Raw genomic sequence first — 25,497 nt, 5'->3', positions numbered from 1 at the left:
GCGAGATACCGATGAGACCTGAAATCCTCCAGCTGAGCCCGATCCTGATCCCTGACATCAACGCGCGGCTGAACGAGCTTTACACCGTTCGCCCGTACTTCCAACAGGCCGACAAGGTTGCTTATCTGCGCGAGCACGGCGCCAACATCCGCGGCGTGGTGACTGGCGGTCACACCGGCATCACCCGCGAAGTGATGGAGCAGTTGCCGAACGTGGAAGTCATCGCGGTCAACGGCGTCGGCACCGACGCGATTGATCTGGCCTACGCGCGGGACCGTGGCATTCGTGTCTCGGCCACCATCGGCGCGCTGACCGAGGACGTTGCCGACCTCGCCATCGGCTTGCTGATTTCGGCCTGTCGCGGGCTGTGCACAGGCGACCGTTATGTGCGCGCCGGCGCATGGGCCAAGACCGCGACGCCGCTGGTGCCGCTGCCACTGGCGCGTCAATTCAGCGGCATGCGCATCGGCATCGTCGGCATGGGCCGGGTAGGGCGGGCCGTCGCTACACGCGCTGCTGCGTTCGGCTGCCCGATCAGCTACACCGACCTCAACGCCATGGGCGACGTGCCTTATACCTTCGTCGGCGATCTGGTCGAACTGGCCGCGCAAAGTGACGCGCTGATCGTTGCTGCAGCCGCGGACAAAGCCAAAGGCATTATCAACGCCAAAGTGCTGGAAACGCTGGGCGCGCAGGGGTTTTTGATCAACGTGGCGCGGGGCAGCCTGGTCAATGAGCCGGACCTTGTTGCAGCGCTGGAAGCGGGATCAATTGCTGGCGCGGGACTGGATGTGTTCGCTGACGAGCCCCATGTGCCGGATGCGTTGTTCGCTCTGGAAACCGTCGTCCTGCAACCCCATCGCGCCAGCGCCACTGTCCAGACCCGCACGCGAATGGGCGAGATGGTGCTGGCGAGTCTGGCGGATGGCCTGGCGGGGAAAGTGCCGGTGGGGAGTGTGGTTTGAAGGACGTGATTGACTAAGCTGAAGCGCGTCCCTCGCGAAGCCGGTATTCCAGCTGCCATAGATGCAGCAGATGTTCCTGCCTCTTCGCGAGCAAGCTCGCTCCCACATGATGTGCGTCATACCCAAGAATCCTGGGTTAGATCACGGACTTGTGGGAGTGAGCTTGCTCACGAAGATGGCTTTCCAGCCGCTGAAAAATCAGCGGTTGTACCCGCTTGTTCGCCAGCGAGCTCCCGAAGGGGTAGTGTCAAAACGCCCCCGACTCAACCGACAGCTCAGCCACCAGAAAATCAATAAACGCCCGAGTCTTCATCGGCACCCGCCGGGACGAGGGATACACCGCGTTGACCGTAATCGCCGGTGCTTCCCAATCGCACAGCACGGGCACCAGCCGCCCATCCGCCACCGCGCGCTCGACGATAAAGTTGGGCAGCAGCGCAATGCCCATCCCCGCCACGGCCGCCTGCGCCAGGATGTCACCGTTATTGGCGTGCAATGGCCCGCTCACCGTCACCCGCTGGGTTTCCTTGCCGTTGCATAACTGCAAGCTCACGCCGCTCTGCAGATAGCCGTAGCTCAGGCACTTGTGGTGTGCCAGATCCTTCGGCGTTTGCGGCGTGCCTTCGCGCGCCAGGTATTCGGGCGAGGCCACCATGATCCTCGGCGCCGGGGCCAGTGAGCGCGCGATCATCGACGAATCTGGCAGGCTGGCAATACGAATGGTCACGTCGAAACCGCCCTTGACCGGATCCACCTGCTGATCGCTCAACACCACTTGCAGCTCGACGTTCGGATGCAACTCATTGAAGCGCGGAATCAGTGGCCCCAGACGACTCAGTCCAAACGACATCGGCGCGTTGACCCGCAACACGCCGCGTATCTCACCCATCCCTGTGCGCGCCCGTTGCTCGGCTTCGTCCAAGGATGCGATGACATCACGACACGCGTCGTAGTACTCGGCGCCTGCTTCCGTCAGATGCAGGCTGCGCGTGGTGCGCTGCAACAGCTGAACGCCGATGGCCTCTTCCAGCGCCTGAATCTGCTTGCTGACTTTCGAGCGCGGCACATCCAGCGCACGGGCCGCTGCGGCAAAGCCGTTAGCGCCGACGGTGGCGACGAAAGCGCGCATGCATTCGATGCGACCCATGACCGTCCCTGAATTAGAAACAATGAGTCCCGATTCTATGGGATTGTTCCTTAAGCAGCCAGTCCGTAAATTCACTCCCAAGCCAGCCAACAAGCGCAACGAGCGCAGCGGCTAACTCATAACGAACTCACTGCTGACTACTAAGGAATCTACCCATGTCCATTCGCGAACTGCTGAACCCAACCAACGCTGCTCTGATCCTGATCGACCACCAGCCGCAAATGGCTTTCGGCGTTCAGTCGATCGACCGCCAGACGCTGAAGAACAACACCGTCGGCTTGGCCAAAGCCGCCAAGATCTTCAACGTGCCGACCATCTACACCTCAGTCGAAACCAAAAGCTTCAGCGGCTTCATCTGGCCTGAATTGCTGGCGGTGTTCCCGGATCAGCAGCCGATCGAGCGCACCTCGATGAACTCGTGGGAAGACAAGAAACTGGTGGAAGCGGTCAAGGCGACCGGCCGCAAGAAGCTGATCATCGCAGCGCTGTGGACCGAGGTCTGCCTGAACTTCCCGACGCTGGACGCATTGGCGGAAGGCTACGAGGTGTACATCGTCACTGACGCTTCCGGCGGCACAACCAAAGAAGCCCACGACATGTCGGTGCAGCGAATGATTCAGGCAGGCGCAGTGCCGGTGACCTGGCAGCAGGTGCTGCTCGAATTCCAGCGCGACTGGGCTCACAAGGAAACCTACGAAGCGGTCATGGAACTGGTCCTGGAACACAGCGGGGCCTACGGCATGGGCGTCGACTACGCCTACACCATGGTTCACGGCGCGCCGCAGCGTAAGTTGGGCTAAAACCCTCGGCCACAAAAAAAGCTTCGCGATTAAGGTCGCGAAGCTTTTTTCGTTTTTGCGATTTAATGCGGGTCGCGGGCCATCCGGCCACTGAGTTAAATCAATGCTGACGAGGGTCGAGGTCACCTGAAAACAGTTCGTCTTCAGCGTCCGGCGCCACCGGAATCGCATGTTCTTCCGACGCCCAGGCGCCCAGGTCGATCAGCTTGCAACGGTCCGAACAGAATGGCCGGAATTTACTCTCCGGCGTCCACTCCACGGGCGCTCCGCAGGTTGGGCAATCGACGGTCATTGGTTGGCTCATCATTGGCCTCCACGCAAAGTTAAATAAAAGTGATGCAGACGCTCGACTTCGCTTTTCAGCCAGGCCGGGTCACGGTCATTGACGATCACATCATCGGCCCTGCCCAAGCGCTCATCGCGACTGGCTTGCGCCTTGAGAATCGCCCGCACCTGCTCCTCGTTGGTCTTGTCGCGCAACACCGTGCGCTCGATCTGCACCGATTCCGGCACATCAATGACCAACACCCGCTGCACCATCTGGTGCTGAGAAGTCTCCAGCAACAACGGCGACACCAGAATTGCATAAGCCGATTCAGCGCGCGCCAGGTACTGACGGATCTCCTCGCGGATTAGCGGATGCAGCAGGCTTTCGAGCCAGACCCGCTGCTGCGGATCCTTGAAAATCAGCTCGCGCAACGCTGAGCGATTCAGCGTGCCATCGGCCTGCAACACGCTGGCGCCGAAGTGCTCGGCAATCTGCGTCAGGGCAGGGCGCCCGGGTTCGACGACCCAGCGTGCAGCGTTATCGGCGTCCACCAAATGCACGCCGAGATCGACGAAGCATTGAGCGGCCGCACTCTTGCCGCTGCCGATGCCACCGGTGAGGCCCAGAATCCAGGGTTTTGACGCAGGAGAAGTCATCTGAAACCGGCGATCTGCAAATACGAAGTGGTTATTTGATCACCCCAGAGCAAAGCGATCCACCCCGCGAGCGCCAGATAAGGACCGAAGGGGATCGGCGTGCTGGTTTCGACATTGCGCAAACGCAGCAGAATCAGGCCCAACACCGCCCCGACAATCGACGACAACAGAATCGTCAGCGGCAAAATCTGCCACCCGCTCCACGCGCCAAGCATGGCCAGCAACTTGAAATCGCCGTAGCCCATGCCTTCCTTGCCGGTGATCAGCTTGAACAGCCAGAACACACACCACAACACCAGATACCCCGCGACCGCGCCCCACAGCGCATCGGTCAGCGACGTGAACAGCCCAAACGCATTCACGATCAGGCCCAGCCACAACAGCGGCAACACGATGGCGTCCGGCAGAAGCTGGTGATCGGCGTCGATCAGACTCATCGATAGCAGGCCCCACGTCAGCACCAGCATCGCACCTGCCTGCCAGCCGAAACCGAAATGCCAGGCGATAAAGGCTGAGAGTAAGCCGCACGCCAGTTCAACCAGCGGGTAACGCTTGCTGATGGGGGCTTTGCACTGGGAACACTTGCCGCCCAGGAACAGGTAGCTCACGACCGGAATGTTTTCCCATGCGCGGATTTTGTGTGAGCAGTGCGGGCAGCGGGAGTGGGGGAGGATGAGGTTGAAGGTTTCTGGTTGCGGCTCGGGGGGGAGGTCGAGCATTTCCCGGGATTGGGTTTTCCAGTCGCGGATCATCATTTTTGGGAGACGGTAGACGACTACGTTGAGGAAGCTGCCGACTAGCAGGCCGAGGATGAGCGTGCATAAAACGAAGGCCAGCGGAGAGCTGGCCAGGAGGTCGAGGAGGGGCATGGTTAGACGACTTGTCCGAGCTGGAAAATGGGGAGATACATGGCGATTACCAAGCCGCCAACGATCACGCCAAGCACTGCCATGATCATAGGCTCCATCAGCGAGGTAAGGCTGTCGACCATGTTATCGACCTCATCCTCGTAATACGTCGCGACCTTGTCGAGCATCGAGTCGAGGGCGCCCGACTCCTCTCCAATGGCCGTCATCTGCACTGCCAGCATGGGGAAGACCCCGGTGCTGCGCATTGAGAAGTTGAGCTGCATGCCGGTGGAGACGTCTTGTTTGACTTTGTTCACTGCGTTCTTGAAAACAACGTTGCCAGTGGCGCCTGCGACTGAGTCCAACGCTTCAACCAGCGGGACGCCCGCTGCAAATGTGGTTGAAAGTGTACGGGCGAATCGTGCGACCGCTGACTTGTACAAAAGCGGTCCAATAATGGGCATTTTCAGTAACAACCGATCGATCCAATTCCGGAATCTTTCAGACTTTTTGTGAGCATTTTTGAACGCCAATACCACTGCTACCAGGCCGATCAGGAATATGTACCAATAGCTTTGAAGCGCCTCGGAAAGGCCGATCACCATTAACGTAAATGCCGGAAGTTTTGCACCGAAGCCTGCGAACACTGACTGGAACTGTGGAACTACCTTGATTAACAGGATCGCACTTACTATAAGCGCGACGATAACTACCGCAATCGGATACGTCATCGCTTTTTTGATCTTGGCCTTTAGGTATTCTGTTTTCTCTTTATAGGTAGCGACGCGATCTAAAAGTGACTCAAGCGCACCTGCTTGCTCTCCCGCGTCCACCAGATTGCAAAACAGGTCGTCAAAATATAAAGGCTTCTGCCGCAACGCTGCTGCGAAGCTGTGGCCAGCCGCGACCTCCTGTTTTACGTCGTCTATGAGCTTGCGCATATTTGGGTTGTCAGATCCCTCGCTGATGATGTCAAAGGACTGCAACAGCGGCACGCCTGCCTTCATCATCGTCGCCATCTGACGGCTGAAAAATGCGATGTGCAATGGCTTGATCTTTTTACCCGAACCAAAAATCGAGACAGCTTTTTTCTTCACCCTTGTTGGGTTGATGCCTTGTTTTCGGAGCTGCGCCTTAACCAACGCTGGGTTGTGCCCGTTGATTTCGCCTTTCTGCTTGGTGCCTTTTTTATCGATACCTTCCCAAGTGTAAACGCTGACTTTTACTACTTTGGTTGCCATGCTCAATCCTTGGTCACCCGGTTGACTTCCTCAAGGCTGGTCATACCTTGCATCGCCTTCATCAGGCCTGATGTACGCAAATCGTTAAAGCCATCCTTACGCATTTGCTCGGAGATCTCGATGGAATTTCCCTCCCCCATAATGATTCGCTCAAGGGCCGGAGTGCTTTTAACAACCTCATAGATGCCGACCCGGCCTTTGTAGCCGCCGTTGCACTGTTCGCAGCCTACCGGTGAGTAAAGCTTAAACGAGCCGATTTTCGACTCCGGGAAACCTTCCGAAATCAAAGTTTCGCGCGGGATGTCAATTTCCTTTTTGCATAGAGGACAGAGCTTCCTCGCGAGCCGCTGTGCGATGATCAGATTAATAGCAGTCGCAATGTTGAAAGCTGCGACACCCATATGGTGAAGACGCGTAAGTGTTTCCGCAGCGCTGTTGGTGTGTAATGTCGACAAAACCATGTGGCCAGTTTGCGATGCTTTGATCGCGATTTCAGCGGTTTCTAGGTCACGAATCTCCCCAACCATGATGACGTCGGGATCTTGCCGTAGAAATGCACGTAGCGCTTGAGAAAAATCCATGCCATGACGCGGGTTAACGTTGACCTGGTTGATACCCTCCAAGTTGATTTCGACAGGATCCTCAGCGGTGGATATATTTATGTCGGCCGTGTTGAGAATGTTAAGGCCTGTGTAAAGCGAGACAGTTTTTCCGGAGCCCGTTGGACCCGTGACCAAGATCATCCCCTGCGGTTTGCTCAATGCCTCCAGATAAAGCGCTTTCTGCTCAGGTTCATATCCGAGCGCATCGATCCCCATCTGGGCGCTTGTAGGGTCCAGGATCCGCATCACAATCTTCTCGCCCCACAGTGTGGGCAAGGTATTAACTCGAAAGTCGATAGCGCGGTTCTTGGAAATTCTAAGTTTGATCCGGCCATCCTGAGGTCTGCGACGCTCGGAAATATCCAGGCTCGCCATGACTTTGAGGCGGGCGGCAATTCGGGCAGCCAGGTGGATCGGCGGCTTTGCCACTTCGTGAAGAATGCCATCCGTGCGAAGCCTTACACGGAAGATTTTTTCGTAGGGTTCGAAATGCAGGTCGGATGAGCCAAGACGGATGGCATCCATCAACATTTTGTTCACGAAACGGACGACGGGTGCGTCGTCTGCATCCTGGCCGCCAATAGCCGTTTCTTTGCTTTCATCAACGGCTTCAATTTCGAGGCCCAAGTCCACGTCGGCCAAGTCTCCCATGCCATTGTGGGAGTCAAAAAACCTTTCGATTGCAGCTGTGAGCTTGTCGTCTTCAACCAAGATTGCCTCGGTCGTTAAGCCGGTGCTGAACTGAATGTCGGTTATTGCCTGATGATTGGTCGGGTCCGATATGCCGACAAACAGCTTGTTACCTCTGCGCCAAATCGGCAGAGCGCAGTGTTGACGGATGAGTTTCTCGCTTATTAGGCCCCTGGGTTGGCTTTCCTTGTCGAGATTGCTGAGGTCAAAAAAGGGAACTCCGAACTCTTCTGACGCAAGCTCGGCCAGCGTTAAGCTTTTGACCAGTTTGTTCTGTACCAAATAGCTCACCAGTGACACTTTATCCCGGCGAGCCTGCTGATACGCTTGCTGCGCAGCTTTTTCATTCAGGAGTTCAGCGAGGACAAGCTGTTTAGCCAAACCTGTAAGCACGACATCTGTCATTACAACCACCACACCCAGTCAGTGGATGATTTATAGCGCAGTCAGGCTTGAGTTCCAAATGCCTGGATGCAGAGTGACGTAAATTGTCATCTTCTGCGCCCCGTCGACATCTGCACGGAGGCTGATACCACCCGCTTGCGGATTAAGCCGGTCGCGCGATGTGGCACGGGTTGTGCTGTGTAACCAGTGAGCGGCACCTAATTGACGATCGGAGAAGTACGTTATGAATTCGCAGAAAGGTTTTACCCTTATCGAACTGATGATTGTGGTAGCAATCATTGGCATTCTGGCTGCAATTGCGCTGCCGGCCTATCAAAACTACACCACCAAGGCTAGATACTCTGAGGTCATCTCAATCGCTGAAGGCTACAAAACCGCCGTCTCTGTCTGTGCCCAGTCTCTTGGTACTCTCACGGGCTGCGCATTGAATTCGAACGGCATTCCCGATACCACAGCCACCACCTACGTCGCTAGTGTTGCTGTATCCAACGTCGGTGCGATCACCGTTACTCCCAAGGCTGCTGGTGGTCTTACTGCAGCGGCAACTTACGTTCTTACACCGACGTTGAATGCCGCCACTGGATCGATGACATGGGCGGTTAGCGGTGGCTGTACTACGTCGACACCTGCTTTGTGTACTGCCAGCAGCGGTACGTAGGATCTGTCGTAACGAAGGCGCTCCGGCGCCTTTTTTTTCGCTCACATTGCCGTTTTGGTTATCGATGGGTAATTACTTTTTTTCTGACTGGCTTAAACCTCGATGGTTTCTAACGTGCTTTGGGCTCCTGTTGTTGATCCCCGCCATTATCTTTCCGATTTCGGGTCATGACTGGCAACGGGTTGCCCTTTTTACGACCTCAACAATATGTTTTTTAAAGCTTGCAAGCCGCTCTGGAGCTCAGCTTTTTCTGTTGCCTTTCAGCGCCCGGGCGCGCTGTGTGGGCGGAGGGATTCTGGTTCTAGGGATCTTTTCAGCGTTGCTTTCTCACCATGCAGGCTGGGCGTTTGTGGAAGTCGCTCTCCTAATAACGTGCTGCTGCATCGGCATCGCTATCGCATTTGAAAGACGTGACCTAGGCGTGAAATTCGACGAGATTCTGATTTCACTTGTCGTGTTGTTGTGTGCAGTTAAGAGTATGCAGTTCATCGCTGGAGCAACTGCTGCGTTTACTAATGGCGTAGGCATACTGGATACGACGCTACTTTTCGAAGGCTTCTCAAATCGCCGTACGTACGGCCATCTTCAGACGTTTACCCTCCCGCTCTTGGCATTCCCGTTACTTAGCAAATCCATTAGCAACCGTCAAAGAAGTTGTTTGATCGCGTTGCTGATCTGCTGGTGGGTGATCGCCATAGCTGGCGGTACCCGTGGCACCTGGCTGGGCATGGGCGCAGCTGGGCTTGCTTTGTGTTTCTGCGGCCCATCGGGGCGCAGGTGGGTTGGCTGGCAAGCTGCGACAGCTCTTGTGGGATGCTTGTTCTACTGGTTGATTTTCAGCGAACTGTCGTCTTATCTGGGTATTCAGACCCTAAATCCCGCTGGTGAAAGGCTCACCACGAACCTTTCGGCGCGGGAGATAATCTGGCAGCAGGCGGTGAGTATGATAGAAACAAGGCCGCTGCTTGGCTTTGGGCCAATGCAATTCGCCGACATCGCTAATCCAATTGCAGCTCATCCTCATCAAAGCGTTCTTCAATGGGCCAGTGAATGGGGTATTCCATCGGCGCTTCTTTTGGGATGGCTTGTTCTCAAGGGGCTCAACGCTACAGTCAGTCTCATCCAGAGCACGGTACATTCCACCGAGCCCGTGAATCAGCTACGCATTTGTCTATTTGCAAGTCTTGTAGGCGCTCTTGCTCAATCCATGGTCGACGGCATTATCGTTATGCCGTACTCACAGTTGTGGCTGTGCACAGTCATTGGGTGGTTAGTCGGACTCCACCGGTGGCAACCTCTGGCTTCACCGGTAAACACGACTTACCTTAGATGCTCGCTTGCTGCGATGGGCGGGGCAGTGGTCTTTCTGGGTTTCGTAGTGGCATCCGATGTGCCCCTGCTCAAGACTAATCGTCAGCTTTACCAATCCGAGTTCGGCGGGCATTTTCAGCCTCGTTTTTGGATGCAGGGCGTGATTGCCGATACGTCGGCACAGCAGTTGCTGCACGATGAGAGTCCTGATAAGTTTTCCTCAAAGCCGAAATAGCTCAGTCGGTAGAGCAGCGCACTCGTAACGCGAAGGTCGTAGGTTCGATTCCTATTTTCGGCACCATCTCTCATCAGCGGTCACACGGAAGCCCAAACCTCAACAAGCATAGGCATCAACCTGAGCATCACTACGGTCTCGCGACCTTCCTGCGCAGTTATAAAGAAAGGTCGGTTCGTGTTACCTCCATCACTTTGCTTCATCTCTCTCATTTGCCCGACTCGCCGGTATCACGGTTCCTTCCAGAAGGTGTACGTGCAATGGAGCTAGCGCCGAGAGCCGCATTCATCAAGCAGGTTGCGCCTCTGGCGATGCAGTGGGGCGTTACCGTTTACTCCGCAGCAGTCTCCTTGGGCCTTTCGGTCTTGTTCGCGCGCAGTATGGGATCGAGCTCGTTTGGGCATTACACCTACATCTATGTGCTAGTGACTGTTCTTGTGCTGATGCAGGACGCGGGGTTCAACGTCCTTCTGATGCGAGAGCGTGCGTCGCCATCCGCTGCTCTAAGCACACGTTATTTAGAGCTGCCAAGCACGGCGCTGATGCACCTGCTGGTAACCACTTCAGTTTTCATGTTGCTGGCTGGCGCACTGCATCTCTGGGTAGACGGGCCTGCTCTCATGGCCGGCATCTTTTGCTTCGCCATGATCACTCTCACGCAATGGCAGTCCTCCTGGTTCAAGGGGGCCGGGAATTTTGAACGAGATGCCCAGTTTCTGTTTTATGGCAGAACCGTAAGCGCCTTGCTTGTACTTGGGTCGGTGCTCATCGCTGGCGCTGCTCCGATGTCGATTTTTTTCGCGTGGGGGCTTGGTCTTGGGCTGACGCTCGGATGCCATTTCAAGCACTTTCCTCCATTGCGGCGAATTGAGTGGAAGGTTCCGGTTTGGGCCTATCGCAGCTCGGTCAGTTTCTTCGCGGTTGGTCTTGCTTCCACTCTCTATCACCACATCGACATCGTTATTCTCCGGCACCTGTTGGGAGAGGTGCCTGCGACTGGTCAGTATGCGGTAGCAACACGGATTCAAGACGGCCTGATGGCGCTGGCTACGCCGGTGGCTCTGATGCTGTTTCGGAGGATGAGAATACTGGCAGTGGATGGCGAAGAGGGAAGTCGATTCAGCCGCAACTCAGTGGTTGGAGCGGCGTTCGTCGGTTTGCTTTTGGCGGTGGGCGGATGGGTACTTGGCCCTTGGGTAGTAGGCCTCTTGTTCGGAAGCGATTACTCGGATGGGGCCCACACCATCATTCGTCTGCTGTTCACCGGACTGATTTTTGCGCTGCCGAACTATGTAATGGAACAGCATGCCATCGCCACCCAGCAGGAGCGCTGGTTTGCCAAAAGCTTGATTATCGCCGTCACGGTGAATGTCGCGCTGAACTTCATATTGATTCCAGTCATGGGCGTTGATGGCGCGGCCCTTGCAACTCTCTTAACAGAGATCTGCCTTTGCATAGCTCTTTGCTGTCGGCTGCGACGTACGTTGTTCAACTAGTTATTCCCAGTTGGTGAAGTCCTCCTAAGGTATGCGCGACGCGTGGACCACATCCGACCTTAAATGCGGTGGGACAGAGAGAGGGTGAATCGCATACAGATTCATATGGACGTATCGCCGCTTAGTTTAAAGGAGGCAGCGGGGGCGTAACCGGTGTATAGTGCGCTCTGTTAGCTGAATCAAGGACGAGCCAATGGATGAGTTTTGCGATACGAGGTCCAATAGTAGCCCGACATGGGGGCTTCTTGATGTTTTGAGGTGGAAGGTTGTTCCAGAGGCTTTAGGTGGCGGTCGGGACTATATACAGCGGTTTAAAGATGCCTGGGTAGTCCACAATAAGCTAATCATCAAGGCGGTTGCGCTTAAATACGCACTTCCCGTCGAACTTGTGGCTGGGGTTTGCTGGATTGAAACCGGTGGTGATCCCAACTTTATTGATAGAGTGGCTTTTGAGGTGCGTGCGTTCGATCACATTGGTAATTTTTCAACTGTGATTACGAATCAGCCGTCAAAAACTAGCTTTGGATGGGTAAGCATTCAACTTAAAACCGCTGCGTTGACAATAGGCTTGGATCCAGAGCGGATGGATGTAAGCCAATTACGGAGTTTGTCTTATTGTCTTGAACGCGATGTGTATAACATTGACTTGGCTGCCAAGCATCTCCGAATGCTTGCCGATCACGATGGTTTTACTTCCATTGGGTTAGATGAGGTCAGAGTAATTGGTGCTCGCTACAATAGAGGCATGGCTCTGTCGTTAGATAAAATAAAAGACAACACTAGATACGGAGACTTCATCGTAAAAAACTGGCTTCGTTTTAGTCAGCTTATGATGTGAACATTATGAATATAAATAGAAATGTATTGCGCGTGATTTTATATTTTCTCTTTTTCGTTCTCTTGTTCATGTTCGCGTTATTTCATGGGTCCAAGTATGACTGGATGGACTCGCTAGACCCTGCGCAAAGCCCCGCAGGCGGCTTGGTGGAAGATGATTCTAGCAATCGTTCAGTTTTCCGGGGTGTGATTCTGGCGCTGGTAATAGGAGTGCAGTTAGTTATAGTTTCTAGATGCTCTAAGCTGGAAGCAGCGCTGACAACAGCATTGCTAGTTTTGACAGTCATAGCCTTCTGGTAATGTGAAGGTCCGCCAACGCCATTGGCGGACCTTTGCGCCGATTTTCTCAGAGGCTATCGCTGATATGTTTATGCGAAGGCTTTATTCGCTGTTCGGTCCCAGCCACCGGATACGATGCCTGCACTTCCTCCATCAACCCGTCGTTGTTGTGTATATTCGAATTTGATACGTCCGTAATTTAGGGTTATGGCTTCTACAGGCAGGCCTGCAAGTTCGGCGCCTTGACCACTTACGGTAGATATCAAGACTTCTTCTAAAACAATGTCCAGATACTTGAATTTTTCAGCACCTGCCCGGTGTATGCGAATAGTTACATGTTCGATGTGCGACCCTCTGCAACACAGTTCGAATAATTTGGGTGTGGCCCGGTCAATGTACTTGGTAACGCGAAAGTCTCCTAAGCTGACGCCTCCTGCGGATGCGCCGCCATTCGAGCTGGCAGACTGACTGATTGACTGGATAGCGTCGTAGTGATACGAGAGTAGCTCGACCCAACCCTTGTGATCAGCATCAAGCGACTCTCCTTCAATACCGTTTACCTGCATGAATGCGTCGAATGACATATTAGCTTCCTGCTCTTGACTGTTGGAGGGGGAATGCTAACTTATGATCCGCACCATTGCCAGTCATGTGACCGCACCCAGTTCAAAGCCCTTGTAAGAAAGTGAGCGTGCCCCTCAGTCTGCGAAATCACATTGCAGTCGTCTCGCAGATATCACTGTGAGGCCTACGTCGCGCTATTGGCGGGGGAATGCCGCTCAATTAGAAGTCAGCTAGCCGAATAGTTAATTTCGCGGGGTTGAGGCAACTGATTCGAATTTTCAATCAATCTGGTTATCTGAATTGGCTTCGTGACAGTGAAGTGAGATGTCGCAGTGGGCGAAACTCCGTTCGAGACGATATTGCTCTGTGTTGAGATGCCGGCTTGATTGAACGACGGCACAACCCGGTCTTGAAGACCGGGCGTTTTTGTACCAACATCCATACCATCCCGCCAGTCAACAAATCCCCGGCGGAATCCCGTCCTTATTGAAATCCTTCAACCGCTCCTTCTCCTCCTCAGTCGAGTGAGCCGGAACGTCTTCTTCAGGTTCGACAGGTTGCTTCTCGTCAGCCATCGTCATTTCCTCATCCGTCTAATCGCCAATTCGATTTCAGGGATCTCAAGCCCATAACAAGCAGAGCCCGAGCACCCGTCGCAGTTCAACCTTTAAGACGCTGCCACAACATCAGAGGCTCAGTCGCATCGACAAATCCACCGCCTTCACATCTTTAGTCAGCGCCCCAATGGAAATGTAATCAACCCCAGTCTCGGCTACGGTGCGCAACGTCGCGTCAGTCACACCCCCGCTGGCCTCCAGCTTGGCGCGACCCGCCGTGAGGCGCACCGCTTCGCGCATGTCGTCCAGGCTCAGTTCATCAAGCATGATGATGTCAGCGCCACCGTCGAGGGCTTGTTTGAGTTCGTCGAGGCTCTCCACTTCGATTTCCACGGGCTTGCCCGGCGCGATCTTGTGCGCGGCGGTGATGGCTTCCGCTATACCGCCACACGCGGCGATGTGGTTTTCCTTGATCAGGAAGGCGTCGAACAAGCCGATGCGGTGGTTATGACAGCCGCCGCAGGTGACGGCATATTTCTGCGCCATTCTCAGGCCCGGTAGGGTTTTGCGGGTGTCGAGCAGTTTGACCTGAGTGTCGGCGACCATGTCAGCGTAGTGCTGCGCGCGGGTCGCAACGCCTGACAGCAGCTGCAGAAAGTTGAGCGCGCTGCGTTCGCCCGTCAGCAGGGAGCGGGCAGGGCCTTCCAGGTGGAACAGCGCCTGATTGGGCTGCACGCGATCGCCGTCAACAATCTGCCAATGCACGGCGACGCGCGGATCAAGCTGACGGAAAACAGCATCGACCCACGCCGTGCCTGCAATCACGGCAGCGTCCCGGGAAATGACGGTGGCTTTGGCCAGTCGCTCCGCCGGAATCAGCTGCGCGGTGATGTCGCCACTGCCTACATCCTCCAGCAACGCACGGCGCACGTTGGCTTCGATTTCGGCAGTGAGGGCGTCAAGACGTAGGTTTGGCATATCAGGCTCCACGGACTAAGTGCGCCGAGTATATGGCAGACGCGTGTACCAACCTACGTACGCCAGGTGTCCACTCGAATGCATAACCTGCACTTTGTCGGTTTTTTCCTCGCTTATGCGACAGATTGTGATTTTGATGGTCTATCGCTGCACATGTCCCTTCGCCGCCTTCTATTATTCCAATTAAGGCGAAGAGTCCGCTGGCGAGCGGCCCTGATTTACCTGATACTTTCGCCTTGTATTTGACGTCATAGCGTTGACGTTAGCCTGCAACATCCCAAGGGATAAAATTTTGAGATCCGTCCGAATGGAGTCGAGTCTTCCTTCGCTGCGGGGTGTAGCTGTTGTTAAAGCAGTTGTGTCGACGGTGTGAAGGAGTCCTTGATGCAGAACGACGGTAACAAAGTGGTGCCCTTGAAGGCAGGTGCGGATCATCCCGGTTCTTCGCCTGTCGCTCGGCTGCCCGTCGTTTTGCTTCAAGTTCGTGACCGGGCCGCCCAGCAACTGAAGGAAAGCCTGCAGACGCTGTTCGACAATGCCGACGACACGCTCTTCGAAATGGCCGACCGTGCTCACAACAACGCTGAGCAGAACATTTTTTTTGAAGCCATGCGCGACTTGCGTCTGAAGCGCAAAAGCATCGAGCGCAACTTCCTCGACAAGTTCTTTGAAGCATTCCTGCGCCTGGGCCAATACGAAGTGGCCGAGCCTCCGATGCCCGAGCCCGTTTCCTACGACAAGCTCGCGCTGGTCCATAACGATGATCTCGAACGCACCGTTGCGGTTGACGCGATGGTGGTCAAGGTCATGAGTCGCGACGGTATCGCCCTCGGTCAGCTGACCACACGTTTGAACGTACTCATCCCCCAGCCGTTGACCGACGAGACCAATCCGTTGGGTCCGACGCTGCTGTGCGACTATTTCCTGCAAGCCGGGCGCAGTCTGGGCGTTGAAATCAAGGTGAAGCTGATCATTCTCAAGCTGTTTGAGAAGTACGCCTTGAGCAACGCCGATCAGCTTTATGAGGAAGCCAACCAGTTGTTAATTTCCGCAGGTGTATTGCCGGAATTGAAGGCATTGCCGTCCCGCCGCTCGACTGATCGTATTGCCAGCGTGCCGCTTTCGAGCGAAGCCGTGCGTGCCGACAACGCCGCCATCCTGCAGGCGACCGAAAGCCTCGATAAAAGCGTGCAGGACGTGTTTTCCGCGCTGCAGGAGTTACTGGTGCACGTGCGTGGTCATCTGACGCCGCGCCCTGATTCGGTCACCGATGCGCGCCCAATCTCCAGCCAGGACTTGCTTCGTCTGCTGTCCCACTTGCAGCAGTACGTCCCGAAAGTCGAGGAGAGCGACGATTTCGATCTGCGCGCTCAGCTTGAGCAGTTGATCAGCCGGGTCAGCGCGAGAAGCGGCAAGTTTCGCGTCGTCGGCACAATGGATGAGGACGTTATCAACCTCATCTCGATGCTGTTTGAGTTCATCCTCGACGACCGCAACCTGCCGAGTTCGCTGCGTGCGTTGATCGGTCGTTTGCAGATTCCGATGCTCAAGGTTGCGGTCATCGACAAGAGTTTCTTCAGCCGTGGCAGCCACCCTGCGCGCCGGCTGCTGAACGAAATCGCCTCTGCAGCGCTTGGCTGGGGTGGTCGCGATGACACCCAGCGCGACTCGCTCTACGCCCGCATCGATCAGATCGTCCAGCGCCTGCTCCACGATTTTGTCGATGACCCGGCGATCTTCACAGAGCTACTGGTGGATTTCCTGGCCTTTACCAGTGACGAACGTCGTCGTAGCGAACTCCTTGAACAGCGCACCCGCGACGCCGAACAAGGTCGCGCATTGGCCGAGTTGGCCCGGCAGCGCGTGCAGCAGGCGTTGAACGATCGCCTGCTCGGCAAGACCCTGCCGCAGGTGGTTGTTCGCCTGTTGCAGGAGGCCTGGAGCAAGGTCCTGTTGCTGACGTGCCTGAAGCACGGTGATCAGTCGAGCGAGTGGGCTTCAGGCCTCCAGGCCATGGACGATCTGATCTGGAGCGTCGAGCCCCATGATGAGCCGGAAGCGCGACAGCGTTTGCTCGAGCTGGTGCCGGGGCTACTGAAGTCCCTGCGCGACGGCTTGAGCAGCGCCGCTTTTGATCCGTTTGCCACCAGCGAATTCTTCAGTCAGCTCGAAGTGTTGCACGTGCAGGCGTTCAGCCATGTAGCGCGGACGCCAAAAGGTGATGCGGAAGGTGATCAGCCCCAGTCCGCTACCGGCCCCACGATGATGGCGGTGGTGGAGGAGATCGTGCTGGTTGGGCCGGGCGAGCAAATTCAGAACGAACCGTCGACGCAGCTGCCTGCTGACGACGAAGGTTTGTTGCAGGTCGAAAAGCTTCGTCTGGGCAGTTGGGTAGAGATCCAGGAAGACGAATCCCACAAGCTGCGTTGCAAGCTGGCGGCGATCGTCGAGCCGAGCGGGCGCTACGTGTTCGTCAATCGCACCGGCATGAAGGTCCTTGAGAAAACCCGTATGGGCCTTGCGGTGGAATTCCGTCGCGGCACGATTCGTGTTCTCGACGACGCCCTGCTGTTCGACCGCGCGCTGGAGTCGGTACTGGGTAATCTGCGCAAGCTCAAGGGCTAAGCGCCAGATCGGTCCTACGACTTCTGCCTGCGAATCTGCGTGACCTCCAGGCTGATTCGCCATCCACATCCTTTCCAGTCGCGGGCATACTGCGCGCTGTCGTTTCACGCCCTAAGGACTTCCCATGCATCTGGACCCCGCCACCGGGTGGTGCCAGGGCGCGCAACACTGCCCTTCACCCAATTTCAATGCCCGGCCGGAAAACGAAATCTCGTTGCTGGTCATCCACAACATCAGTCTGCCGCCCGCGCAGTTTAAGACCGGCAAGGTCCAGGCATTCTTTCAGAACCGGCTGGACGTCACAGAACACCCCTACTTTGAAGGCATCGCCGAGCTGCGGGTCTCTGCGCATTTCCTGATTGAGCGCGACGGCGAGGTGACGCAATTCGTGTCGTGTCTGGATCGTGCCTGGCATGCGGGTGTGTCGGTGTTTGAGGGGCGCGAGACGTGCAATGATTTTTCCGTTGGCATCGAGCTTGAAGGCACTGATGATCAACCCTTCACCGACGTGCAATATGAGGCGTTGATCGAGCTGACCCGCCAGTTGCAGACGGCTTGGCCGGCGATTACGACGCAACGCATATGCGGTCACAGCGATATCGCGCCGGGGCGCAAGACCGATCCGGGTCCGTGTTTTGACTGGGCGCGGTTTCGTGCCGCCCTGGACGTTTGAAGTGAGGAACAGCTAATGAGTTTTCTGGTTTTGCTACTGGCGGTCTGGGTCGAGAAGTTCTCGGCCCTGCGCCAGCGTATTCAGCGCGACGGGCCATGGCTCACTCAATTGAGCCGGCTGGAATCCAACCCACGCTCGGCCAAACGGCCGTGGTGGATTTTGATGGTGACGGTTGTGCTGCCTTTGGTGGTCCTCGCCCTGGTATTGGTGATTGTCGGCTCGGTGGCCTATGGCTGGCTCGCGTTGCCGATCCATTTGCTGGTGCTGATTTACAGCCTGGGCCGTGGCGACGTCAAAGCCACACTCGGCTCATTTCGGGACGCCTGCCGTCGGGGCGATCAGGAAGCAGCGGTTCTGGTTGCCGAACGTGATCTGGGTGTCCAGGCCGAGAATGAAGAGCAGCTATTGGGTGGCGCTCAGACGTATTTGCTGTGGCAGATCTACCAAGGCTTCTTCGCAGTGATTTTCTGGTATTTCGTGCTCGGCCCGGTTGCCGCGTTGGCGTACCGCCTGCTGGCCCTTGCTTCGGAACACGGCAAAACCCCGGCGCTGGTCGAACGTGCGACCCAGGCAAGGCACGCATTCGACTGGGTGCCGGTGCGCTTGCTGGCCGCCAGCTTTGCGCTAGTGGGGAATTTCGTCGCGGTCAGCCGCGTTATGTTGAGCGAACTGCTCAACTGGAACATCAGCGCCTCGCGCCTCATCAGCAAAGTCGGCTGCGTCGCCGGCGAGGTCCCCGCGCCAGTGGTGGGCGTCGAGGGCGTCAACAGCCTGGATGTATTGTGGGAATTGCTCATCCGCTCGGCTATCGTCTGGTACGTCGGCTTCGCGCTGATCACGCTGTTTGTTTAAAGCCGTGCCAGATTCTCCGTTTACTCGGCAGCTGCGCAGTCGCGCAGCCAACGCCGCTTAGGTGGGATTGAGCAAGCTGGCTCCCATGGTTCGATTGGCCTCCAAATTAGCGTCTGCAAAGTGAGGCCATTCAATCCCTGGTCATGAAAAATGATCTTCATGGCCTAGATGCTATTCTTCACCCAATTGATATAGATCAATGCCCCTCTTGTTTCTGACGCTATCCTCTTTTGCCTCCGGTCAGACGCCGCCATCCCTCTGAACTAACAGTTCTTTCCAACCTTATTCGACCTTCCCAAAACATAACTAGCCCAAGCAAAGATGGCTTGTCGCCAGCAACTAGCCGCCGGCTGTTTCTTGATTAACAAGAATCCTTTGCTATAGCTAAACCCTCTCACTTCTTCCAAATAGGGCAACGGAATGTCAGTCGCTAAGAAAATGAGCGTGGGTCAGCTCACGATGTTGACTGCGGTCAACATGCTGGGATCCGGCATTGTGTTGTTGCCCACCAAACTCGCCGAGGTCGGCGGCATTTCCATCCTTTCCTGGCTGATCACGGCCACCGGCTCGCTGGCTCTGGCCTACGCTTTCGCGCGGTGCGGCATGCTCAGTCGCAAGACCGGCGGCATGGGCGGTTACGCCGAATATACGTTCGGCAAGTCGGGTAACTACATCACCAACTACACCTACGGTTTGTCGTTGTTGATTGCCAACGTGGCGATCAGTATCACCGCAGTTGGATATATTCAAACGCTTTTCGATATCAAGTTGGGTTCGCTTGAAGTCGGTCTCGCCACCATCGCGCTGTTATGGATCACTACGTTCGCCAACTTCGGCGGTGCGAGTATTACCGGTAAGATCGGCGCAGTAACCGTATGGGGCGTTATTGCGCCCGTCGTGCTGGTTTCGACCATTGGCTGGTTCTGGTTTGACAGCAGCACCTATGCGGCAGGATGGAACCCCCACGACAAGACCTGGTACGAGGCCGCGGGCGCTTCGGTGGCGATTACCTTGTGGGCGTTCCTCGGTCTGGAGTCGGCGTGCGCCAACGGTGATGCAGTGGAAAACCCCGAGAAGAACGTGCCCATCGCAGTGCTCGGTGGGACCCTCGGCGCAGCGGTGATCTACATCGTGTCGACCAACGTCATCGCCGGCATCGTCGACAACGCGGAACTGGTGTCTTCAACCGCGCCGTTCGGGCTGGTGTTCGCCAAGATGTTTAACCCCATGGTCGGCGACATCATCATGGGGCTCATGGTCCTCGCGTGCATCGGCTCGCTCTTGGGCTGGCAGTTCACGGTGGCGCAGGTGTTCAAAAGCTCGGCGGACACCGGATACTTCCTGCCGATCTTTGCCAAAGCCAACAGGCATGGCGTGCCGATCATCAGCATGTTGATCCTGCTGGCGATCCAGACCGCTCTGGCGCTGCTGACCATCAGCCCCGATCTGGCCAAGCAGTTCGACACCCTGGTCAATCTCGCGGTGGTCACCAACCTGGTGCCGTACATCCTGTCGATGGCGACGCTGATGACCCTGCAAAAGGTCTCCAACGTGCCGCCGCAAAAAGCCCTCATCACCAACATCGTGGCCGGCATCGCGACCGCGTACAGCTATCTGGCGCTTTACAGCTCCGGCGCCGAAGCGTTGATGCTCGGCGGGGTGGCGACCATCGTCGGCTACACCCTTTTCGGTTACGTCAACACCCGCCTGATCCGGCTCGAAGCGCTGAACAACAGCGTACCCACCCAGACCGTCGCGGCGCAGCACATCGTCGGCGAGCCGATCCCCGTCAATAACCTGAAGATGGCCAACCTGGAGACTCGACCATGAGCGACAACAGACACTTGCTCGGCATGCTGGCGCTGCTGGTCAGCAGCCAGCCCGACAAACGCAGCGTGTTCGGCCGGGCCCTGATCCAGTTGATCAGCGACGTGGAAGACCGCGCCATCAGCGTGCTGACCTCCGAAAGCCTTAGCGATGCGAAGTCGATCCTCAGCTCCGATCCGGCGATCCAGTGTGTGTTGCTCAGTTGGGAAATGGACAGCAGCGACGACCACAAGGAATGCATCGATCTGCTGACCACCTTGCGTGAGCGCAACACCCGTGTGCCGGTGTTTCTGATCAGTGATCGCAGCACGGCGTCGAGTGTGCCGTTGATCGTCATGCAGCACGCCGATGACTTCATCTGGCTGCCCGAAGACACCAGCCGCTTCCTCAGCGGACGCATCATGGCGGCCATCGAACGCTATCGACAGGCCGTGTTGCCACCGATGTTCGGCGCTCTGCTGAAGTTCGCCCGCAGCTACGAATATTCCTGGCACACCCCGGGCCACGCTGGCGGTACGGCGTTTCTGAAGAGCACCGCAGGCCGAGCGTTCTACGAGTTTTTCGGCGAGAACCTGCTGCGCTCCGACCTGTCGATTTCCGTCGGCGAACTGGGCTCGTTGCTCGACCACAGCGGCCCGATCGGCCAGGGCGAGCGCTATGCGGCGAAGGTGTTCGGCGCCCACCGGACGTACTACGTGACTAATGGCTCGTCGATGTCCAACCGCGTGATCCTGATGGCCAGCGTGACCCGTGACCAGATCGCCCTGTGCGACCGCAACTGTCACAAGTCCGCCGAGCACGCGATGACGCTGTCCGGTGCGATTCCGACCTACCTGGTGCCGACGCGCAACCGCTTCGGCATCATCGGCCCGATCCTGCCGCAGACGTTGAGCGCCGAGAGCGTCAAAGCCGCCATCGCCAGCAACCCGCTGGTCAAAAGCCACATCGACCCGACGCCGGTGCATGCCATCGTCACCAACTCCACGTACGACGGCCTGACCTATAACGTCACCCGCGTCGAAGAGCTGCTGGGGCAAAGCGTTGACCGGCTGCATTTCGACGAAGCCTGGTACGGCTATGCGCGGTTCAACCCGCTGTACAAGGACCGCTTCGCCATGCACGGCCGCCCGGAGGATCACGATCCGTCCAAGCCCACCGTGTTCGCCACGCAGTCGACCCACAAGCTGCTCGCGGCGCTGTCCCAGGCCTCAATGATTCATGTCCGTAACGGCCGCAACCCGATTCCCCACGGGCGGTTCAACGAGTCCTACATGATGCACGCGTCGACTTCGCCCAATTACGCGATCATGGCGTCGTGCGATGTCAGCTCGGCAATGATGGAAGCGCCAAGTGGCCAGATTCTGACCAACGAATCCATCGAAGAAGCCGTCGCGTTCCGTCAGGTCATTTCGCGCATGCAGACCGACATGCTGAGCCAGGACGACTGGTTTTTTTCCTGCTGGCAGCCGCCTACAGTGCAGGTCGAGGCCACGGCGATTGCGTTTCACGAAGTCGATCCGGTGCGGCTCAAGACCGATCCGAATTGCTGGGTCTTGCACCCCAACGAGGTGTGGCACGGCTTCGGCGACATCGAGGACGGCTACTGCATGCTCGACCCGATCAAGGTGTCCATCCTCAGCCCGGGCATGGGCGACGACGGCAACCTGATGGACTTCGGCATTCCGGCCTGTGTGCTCAGCGCTTATCTGGGTCATCAGGGCATCGTCGTCGAGAAGACCACGGACTTCACCATCCTTTTCCTGTTCTCCATCGGCATCACCAAGGGCAAGTGGGGCACGCTGGTGAACGCGTTGCTCGACTTCAAACGCGACTACGACAACAACCTGGAACTGGAGCTTTGCCTGCCCGAATTGCTGGCCGCGAATCAGCAGCGCTATGCCGGCATGGGGCTGAAAGATCTGGCGGAAGACATCTTTGCCGCGATGAAAGAGACCAAGACCACGGCGGCCATGTCGAAGGCGTTCGGCACGTTACCCAAGGCGGAATTCAGCCCGGTGGAAGCGTACGAGAAGTTGGTCAAGAACGAGGTGGAGCAGGTCACTTTGGAGGAGGCCGCCGGGCGTATTGCCGCGACGGGCATCGTGCCTTATCCGCCAGGCATCCCGCTGCTGATGCCTGGGGAAAACGCAGGGCCTGCGGACGGGCCGTTGCTGGCCTATCTTCGGGCGCTGGAAAGCTTCGATCGGTCGTTCCCCGGCTTCACCCATGACACCCACGGGATTGAAAGCGAAGCGGGGGTTTATCGAATGCTGGTGTTGAAATAGCTTCAGCGCTGAAGGAGGTGGGCCGGCTGGCGCACCTCCGGCTCAGTTGCTCTGCGCCTTTTGCAGCGCTTGCTGTGTCAGCGCCACACACTCACGCCCGCCATCGTCGTTGTGCCGCGCCAAGGCCGCTTCGGCGCGGTGCACGGTGGTGTCGATATCGTTTTTCACGGCGTCGCTGAGATTGGGGTTGGCGACTTTCGCGTCACGAACCTTGCTCAGGTTCATCTGGCACTGATTGTTGTCGTCGTTGGCAGTTGCCGCGAAGGGCAGGGCACAGGCAGTCAGGAGCAAGCCGGCGAGCAGGGCGTGTTTCATGTTGGCTTCCGCAGAGGTAAGTGTGTGGCTCGTTATCTGTACGAGCTTTCCGCATCAGACCTCAGATTCCGGATTTCCGCCAGTGGGTGCCAAAGCAAACGCGACTATCGATTGCCGACATAAGCTCCGATTGGCGTCCGCGGCAGGGATCAGGCAGATGCCCAAAAAGAAAAGCCACCCGTGTCGCCAAGGTCGGGGTTACCTGGCTGCAGGGGTGGCAATGTGCAAAAAACTCTATTTACAAGCTGCGCGACTGAGCTGACTGTCGAGCTTGGCGTGCAGGTCGGGCCTGTTCAACTTCCAGCAAGTGCATGGCCAGTACGTCAGTCAAAAACCGGAACTGATCGTTGAAGCCCACCACCTCATTGCTGAAGTGGTTCTCGGCCGAAGGCATCATGAAGCCGCCGAAGCGATTGTCCTCAACGAGACCGTGGCTGTTCTTGAGGGCGATGACATGTTGTGAGTAATGGTTCTTCCCGAACTTGGGAAAACTAACGTGCAAAGTGACGTCTCGGGTCATGTCGATTGCTCCGCATCTAACAGAAAGTTGAAAGCGTGAAAGGTGCTGATAAGTGTCAGCTACTTGGCCTTAGTTGGCCGGTGCCACAACACGATGATCCTCTTCGTCCGCGGTCATCACGACCGATCCCAGATCGAAGAGTTTGAGGGCGACGACGTAGCTGGTGAGAGCTGCGAGCGTCAAGCAAGTAAGGAGATGAACGATCATTTTTCCTGCCCTCGGTTCGTGTTTGGGTGTGAGGGCGATGGTACGCCCATGAGTTTTGAGCGGAAGGCATTCGCGGGAATGTTGGTTATCGATGGGAATGATGGAGGGGAGCGCGGTGGGCGCAGCAAACGCACTCAAGTGTGTCTGCTGCTTTAATCCTGCGGTTTGTCACTACGCCCGAATGGTTTCGCCATACCGATGCGTCGCCAAGCACGCCAGCAGCAAGCCACTGATCGCGACCATCCCGCCCACCAAGCCGATGTTGGCCACGCCGAGCTGGCTGATCACCACGCTGCCCAGCAGTGCGCCGCCGCCGATGCCAATGTTGTAGATGCCCGAATGCAGTGCCATTGCCACGTCCGTGGCATCCGGCGCCATCGCCAGCACCTTGGACTGCATCACCAGACCAAAGCACATGATCGCCATGCCCCAGACCACACTCAACGTACCCATCGACGAGGCATTGCCGGACAGCGGCAGCAGCAGAATCAGACACGCCGCCAGCGCGCCGATCGCGGTGATCAGCAGGCCGCGCGGGTAACGGTTGTTGTAACGGCTGAAGATCACCGACCCCACGATCCCGGCACCGCCGAATAGCAACAGGATCACGGTGGTCATGTCGCCATTCATCTTCGCCACGATCTGTGCGAACGGTTCGATGTAGCTGTAGGCCGTGAACTGCGCCGTGACCACCAGAGCGGTCAACAGATAAAGCGACATCAAGGCCGGGCGCTTGAACAGCATTGGCAGGCTGCGCAACGAACCCGAGTTCTGGCTCGGCAGCAGCGGAAGCGATTTCATCAGCACCAGAACCGTAAGGCCCGAGGCAATGGCAATCGCCAGGAAAGTCGCGCGCCACCCCAGCGCTTCGCCCAGCATGCGCCCCAGTGGAATGCCGAGCACCATCGCCAGCGCAGTGCCGGTTGCCAAGAGCCCGAGGGCTTGAACCTGTTTACCCTCCGGCGCCACTCGCACGGCCAGCGATGCGGTGACCGACCAGAACACGGCGTGGGCCACTGCGATACCGACGCGACTGACCAGCAGCATGCCGAAGCTCGACGACAGGCTCGACATCACATGGGCGGCGATGAACGTCAGAAACACAAACAACAGCAACTTGCGCCGCTCAATGTTGCGGGTCAGCAGCATCATCGGCAGCGAGGTCAGGGACACGATCCACGCATATACCGTCAGCATCAGGCCGACTTGGGCAGTGGTCATGTCGAAGCTGTGGCCGATGGCACTCAACAAACCCACCGGCACGAATTCGGTGGTGTTGAAGATGAAGGCCGCCAGGGCCAGCGCGATTACGCTTAGCCAACTTCCGGTGTGTGCGTTAGTGGTATTCATTAAAACGAATGCCCTCCTGAAGAATTCGGTTGGCCGCGTCCCCAACAAAAACGCCGACAAGCAGGAAGACCGCTCGAGGCGTTTGCCTGGGCGGTGCATGCGGTCAGCTGAATATTATGAGTATGGGGAGATGCGACGAGATGTTACGGATTCTACGCCGTTGTAAACGTTGTCACAACGCAGGCCCGGGTTGAGAGGGGCGTTCATTTGTCGCAGTCGTGGTGCAGCGCTTGCGTTGAGCAGCGGCGACAGAAGTGGGGCGTGATGAGATCCGCTTTCAACCTGAGGCGCCGCGAACGAAACCGC

At 56.9% G+C, this 25,497-nt stretch carries 23 protein-coding genes and 1 tRNA gene; 12 read left to right on the top strand and 12 right to left on the bottom strand.

The window, feature by feature from the left end; genetic code table 11:
- The first annotated feature begins 11 nt into the window (after window positions 1–11).
- Window positions 12–965, top strand: a complete 954-nt coding sequence (locus tag ABEH28_RS04555) for a 2-hydroxyacid dehydrogenase (RefSeq protein WP_346629257.1) — start codon at window positions 12–14, stop codon at window positions 963–965.
- Between the two features lie 247 nt (window positions 966–1,212).
- On the opposite strand, the gene ABEH28_RS04550 is transcribed toward ABEH28_RS04555, so the two are convergent.
- A complete protein-coding gene (locus ABEH28_RS04550; protein ID WP_346629256.1) occupies window positions 1,213–2,112 on the bottom strand; it encodes a LysR family transcriptional regulator in 900 nt (299 codons plus the stop codon).
- Between the two features lie 155 nt (window positions 2,113–2,267).
- Here ABEH28_RS04550 and ABEH28_RS04545 point away from each other — a divergent pair, with 155 nt between their 5' ends.
- The gene (locus ABEH28_RS04545; RefSeq protein WP_122535388.1) at window positions 2,268–2,912 is read left to right on the top strand and encodes a hydrolase; all 645 of its coding nucleotides are present in this window, start codon (window positions 2,268–2,270) and stop codon (window positions 2,910–2,912) included.
- A gap of 100 nt (window positions 2,913–3,012) precedes the next feature.
- Here ABEH28_RS04545 and yacG read toward each other — a convergent pair whose 3' ends face one another.
- From yacG to pilB, 5 genes are read right to left on the bottom strand one after another with little or no spacing between them, the layout of a single operon-like run.
- Window positions 3,013–3,216 (bottom strand): DNA gyrase inhibitor YacG, encoded by a 204-nt coding sequence (yacG, locus tag ABEH28_RS04540; RefSeq protein WP_074888353.1) that lies wholly within the window; start codon window positions 3,214–3,216, stop codon window positions 3,013–3,015.
- Window positions 3,216–3,836: a dephospho-CoA kinase gene (gene coaE / locus ABEH28_RS04535; RefSeq protein ID WP_346629255.1), complete on the bottom strand. Its 621-nt coding sequence runs from the start codon at window positions 3,834–3,836 to the stop codon at window positions 3,216–3,218. The genes yacG and coaE overlap by 1 nt, the downstream gene beginning before the upstream one ends.
- Window positions 3,833–4,705, bottom strand: coding sequence for an A24 family peptidase (locus ABEH28_RS04530; RefSeq protein ID WP_346629254.1), 873 nt, complete (start codon window positions 4,703–4,705; stop codon window positions 3,833–3,835). Before ABEH28_RS04530 ends, coaE begins: the two co-directional genes overlap by 4 nt.
- Before the next feature lie 2 nt (window positions 4,706–4,707).
- Window positions 4,708–5,925, bottom strand: coding sequence for a type II secretion system F family protein (locus tag ABEH28_RS04525; protein WP_346629253.1), 1,218 nt, complete (start codon window positions 5,923–5,925; stop codon window positions 4,708–4,710).
- 2 nt (window positions 5,926–5,927) lie between these two features.
- Window positions 5,928–7,622 (bottom strand): type IV-A pilus assembly ATPase PilB, encoded by a 1,695-nt coding sequence (gene pilB / locus ABEH28_RS04520; protein WP_346629252.1) that lies wholly within the window; start codon window positions 7,620–7,622, stop codon window positions 5,928–5,930.
- A gap of 223 nt (window positions 7,623–7,845) precedes the next feature.
- Here pilB and ABEH28_RS04515 point away from each other — a divergent pair, with 223 nt between their 5' ends.
- From ABEH28_RS04515 to ABEH28_RS04495, 5 genes are all read left to right on the top strand, one after another.
- Window positions 7,846–8,280, top strand: coding sequence for a prepilin-type N-terminal cleavage/methylation domain-containing protein (locus tag ABEH28_RS04515; protein ID WP_346629251.1), 435 nt, complete (start codon window positions 7,846–7,848; stop codon window positions 8,278–8,280).
- Window positions 8,281–8,410: 130 nt separating this feature from the next.
- Entirely contained in the window at window positions 8,411–9,826 is a 1,416-nt protein-coding gene (locus tag ABEH28_RS04510) for an O-antigen ligase family protein (RefSeq protein ID WP_346629250.1), read from the top strand.
- Window positions 9,817–9,892: transfer RNA gene (locus ABEH28_RS04505), tRNA-Thr, on the top strand. The genes ABEH28_RS04510 and ABEH28_RS04505 overlap by 10 nt, the downstream gene beginning before the upstream one ends.
- Window positions 9,893–10,086: 194 nt before the next feature.
- Window positions 10,087–11,322: a polysaccharide biosynthesis C-terminal domain-containing protein gene (locus ABEH28_RS04500; RefSeq protein ID WP_346629249.1), complete on the top strand. Its 1,236-nt coding sequence runs from the start codon at window positions 10,087–10,089 to the stop codon at window positions 11,320–11,322.
- A 193-nt stretch (window positions 11,323–11,515) separates the two neighbouring features.
- A complete protein-coding gene (locus ABEH28_RS04495; RefSeq protein WP_346629248.1) occupies window positions 11,516–12,160 on the top strand; it encodes a hypothetical protein in 645 nt (214 codons plus the stop codon).
- Between the two features lie 367 nt (window positions 12,161–12,527).
- On the opposite strand, the gene ABEH28_RS04490 is transcribed toward ABEH28_RS04495, so the two are convergent.
- Together ABEH28_RS04490 and nadC are read right to left on the bottom strand one after the other, a co-directional pair.
- A complete protein-coding gene (locus tag ABEH28_RS04490; protein ID WP_346629247.1) occupies window positions 12,528–13,022 on the bottom strand; it encodes a type VI secretion system tube protein Hcp in 495 nt (164 codons plus the stop codon).
- A 666-nt stretch (window positions 13,023–13,688) separates the two neighbouring features.
- Entirely contained in the window at window positions 13,689–14,537 is an 849-nt protein-coding gene (gene nadC / locus ABEH28_RS04485) for a carboxylating nicotinate-nucleotide diphosphorylase (RefSeq protein ID WP_346629246.1), read from the bottom strand.
- A gap of 384 nt (window positions 14,538–14,921) precedes the next feature.
- On the opposite strand from nadC, the gene ABEH28_RS04480 reads away from it, so the two are divergent.
- The 5 genes from ABEH28_RS04480 (at window position 14,922) to ABEH28_RS04460 (ending at window position 22,799) form a co-directional block, all read left to right on the top strand.
- Complete coding sequence (locus ABEH28_RS04480) at window positions 14,922–17,162, top strand: DUF1631 domain-containing protein (RefSeq protein WP_346629245.1); 2,241 nt, start codon at window positions 14,922–14,924, stop codon at window positions 17,160–17,162.
- Window positions 17,163–17,286: 124 nt separating this feature from the next.
- Window positions 17,287–17,835 (top strand): 1,6-anhydro-N-acetylmuramyl-L-alanine amidase AmpD, encoded by a 549-nt coding sequence (gene ampD / locus ABEH28_RS04475; RefSeq protein ID WP_346629244.1) that lies wholly within the window; start codon window positions 17,287–17,289, stop codon window positions 17,833–17,835.
- A gap of 15 nt (window positions 17,836–17,850) precedes the next feature.
- Window positions 17,851–18,687 (top strand): regulatory signaling modulator protein AmpE, encoded by an 837-nt coding sequence (gene ampE / locus ABEH28_RS04470; RefSeq protein WP_346629243.1) that lies wholly within the window; start codon window positions 17,851–17,853, stop codon window positions 18,685–18,687.
- 420 nt (window positions 18,688–19,107) lie between these two features.
- Window positions 19,108–20,517 (top strand): putrescine-ornithine antiporter, encoded by a 1,410-nt coding sequence (gene potE, locus ABEH28_RS04465; protein ID WP_346629242.1) that lies wholly within the window; start codon window positions 19,108–19,110, stop codon window positions 20,515–20,517.
- Entirely contained in the window at window positions 20,514–22,799 is a 2,286-nt protein-coding gene (locus ABEH28_RS04460) for an Orn/Lys/Arg decarboxylase N-terminal domain-containing protein (RefSeq protein WP_346629241.1), read from the top strand. Before potE ends, ABEH28_RS04460 begins: the two co-directional genes overlap by 4 nt.
- 42 nt (window positions 22,800–22,841) lie before the next feature.
- Here the strand turns inward: ABEH28_RS04460 and ABEH28_RS04455 are convergent, their stop codons facing one another.
- The 4 genes from ABEH28_RS04455 to ABEH28_RS04440 form a co-directional block, all read right to left on the bottom strand.
- Window positions 22,842–23,114, bottom strand: coding sequence for a hypothetical protein (locus tag ABEH28_RS04455; protein ID WP_346629240.1), 273 nt, complete (start codon window positions 23,112–23,114; stop codon window positions 22,842–22,844).
- Between the two features lie 238 nt (window positions 23,115–23,352).
- A complete protein-coding gene (locus ABEH28_RS04450) occupies window positions 23,353–23,634 on the bottom strand; it encodes a hypothetical protein (RefSeq protein WP_346629239.1) in 282 nt (93 codons plus the stop codon).
- Window positions 23,635–23,703: 69 nt separating this feature from the next.
- Window positions 23,704–23,979 carry a hypothetical protein gene (locus ABEH28_RS04445; protein WP_346629238.1) on the bottom strand — a complete coding sequence of 92 codons (276 nt, stop codon included), beginning with the start codon at window positions 23,977–23,979 and terminating at the stop codon, window positions 23,704–23,706.
- Between the two features lie 33 nt (window positions 23,980–24,012).
- Entirely contained in the window at window positions 24,013–25,191 is a 1,179-nt protein-coding gene (locus ABEH28_RS04440) for a sugar transporter (protein ID WP_192173350.1), read from the bottom strand.
- Between the last annotated feature and the right edge of the window lie 306 nt (window positions 25,192–25,497).

It is taken from the genome of Pseudomonas sp. Ps21-P2 (assembly GCF_039672565.1).
In the GTDB taxonomy this organism is placed as follows: domain Bacteria; phylum Pseudomonadota; class Gammaproteobacteria; order Pseudomonadales; family Pseudomonadaceae; genus Aquipseudomonas.
The sequence above is the reverse complement of the archived record's forward strand: the minus strand, read 5'-3'. Positions and strand labels throughout refer to the sequence as shown.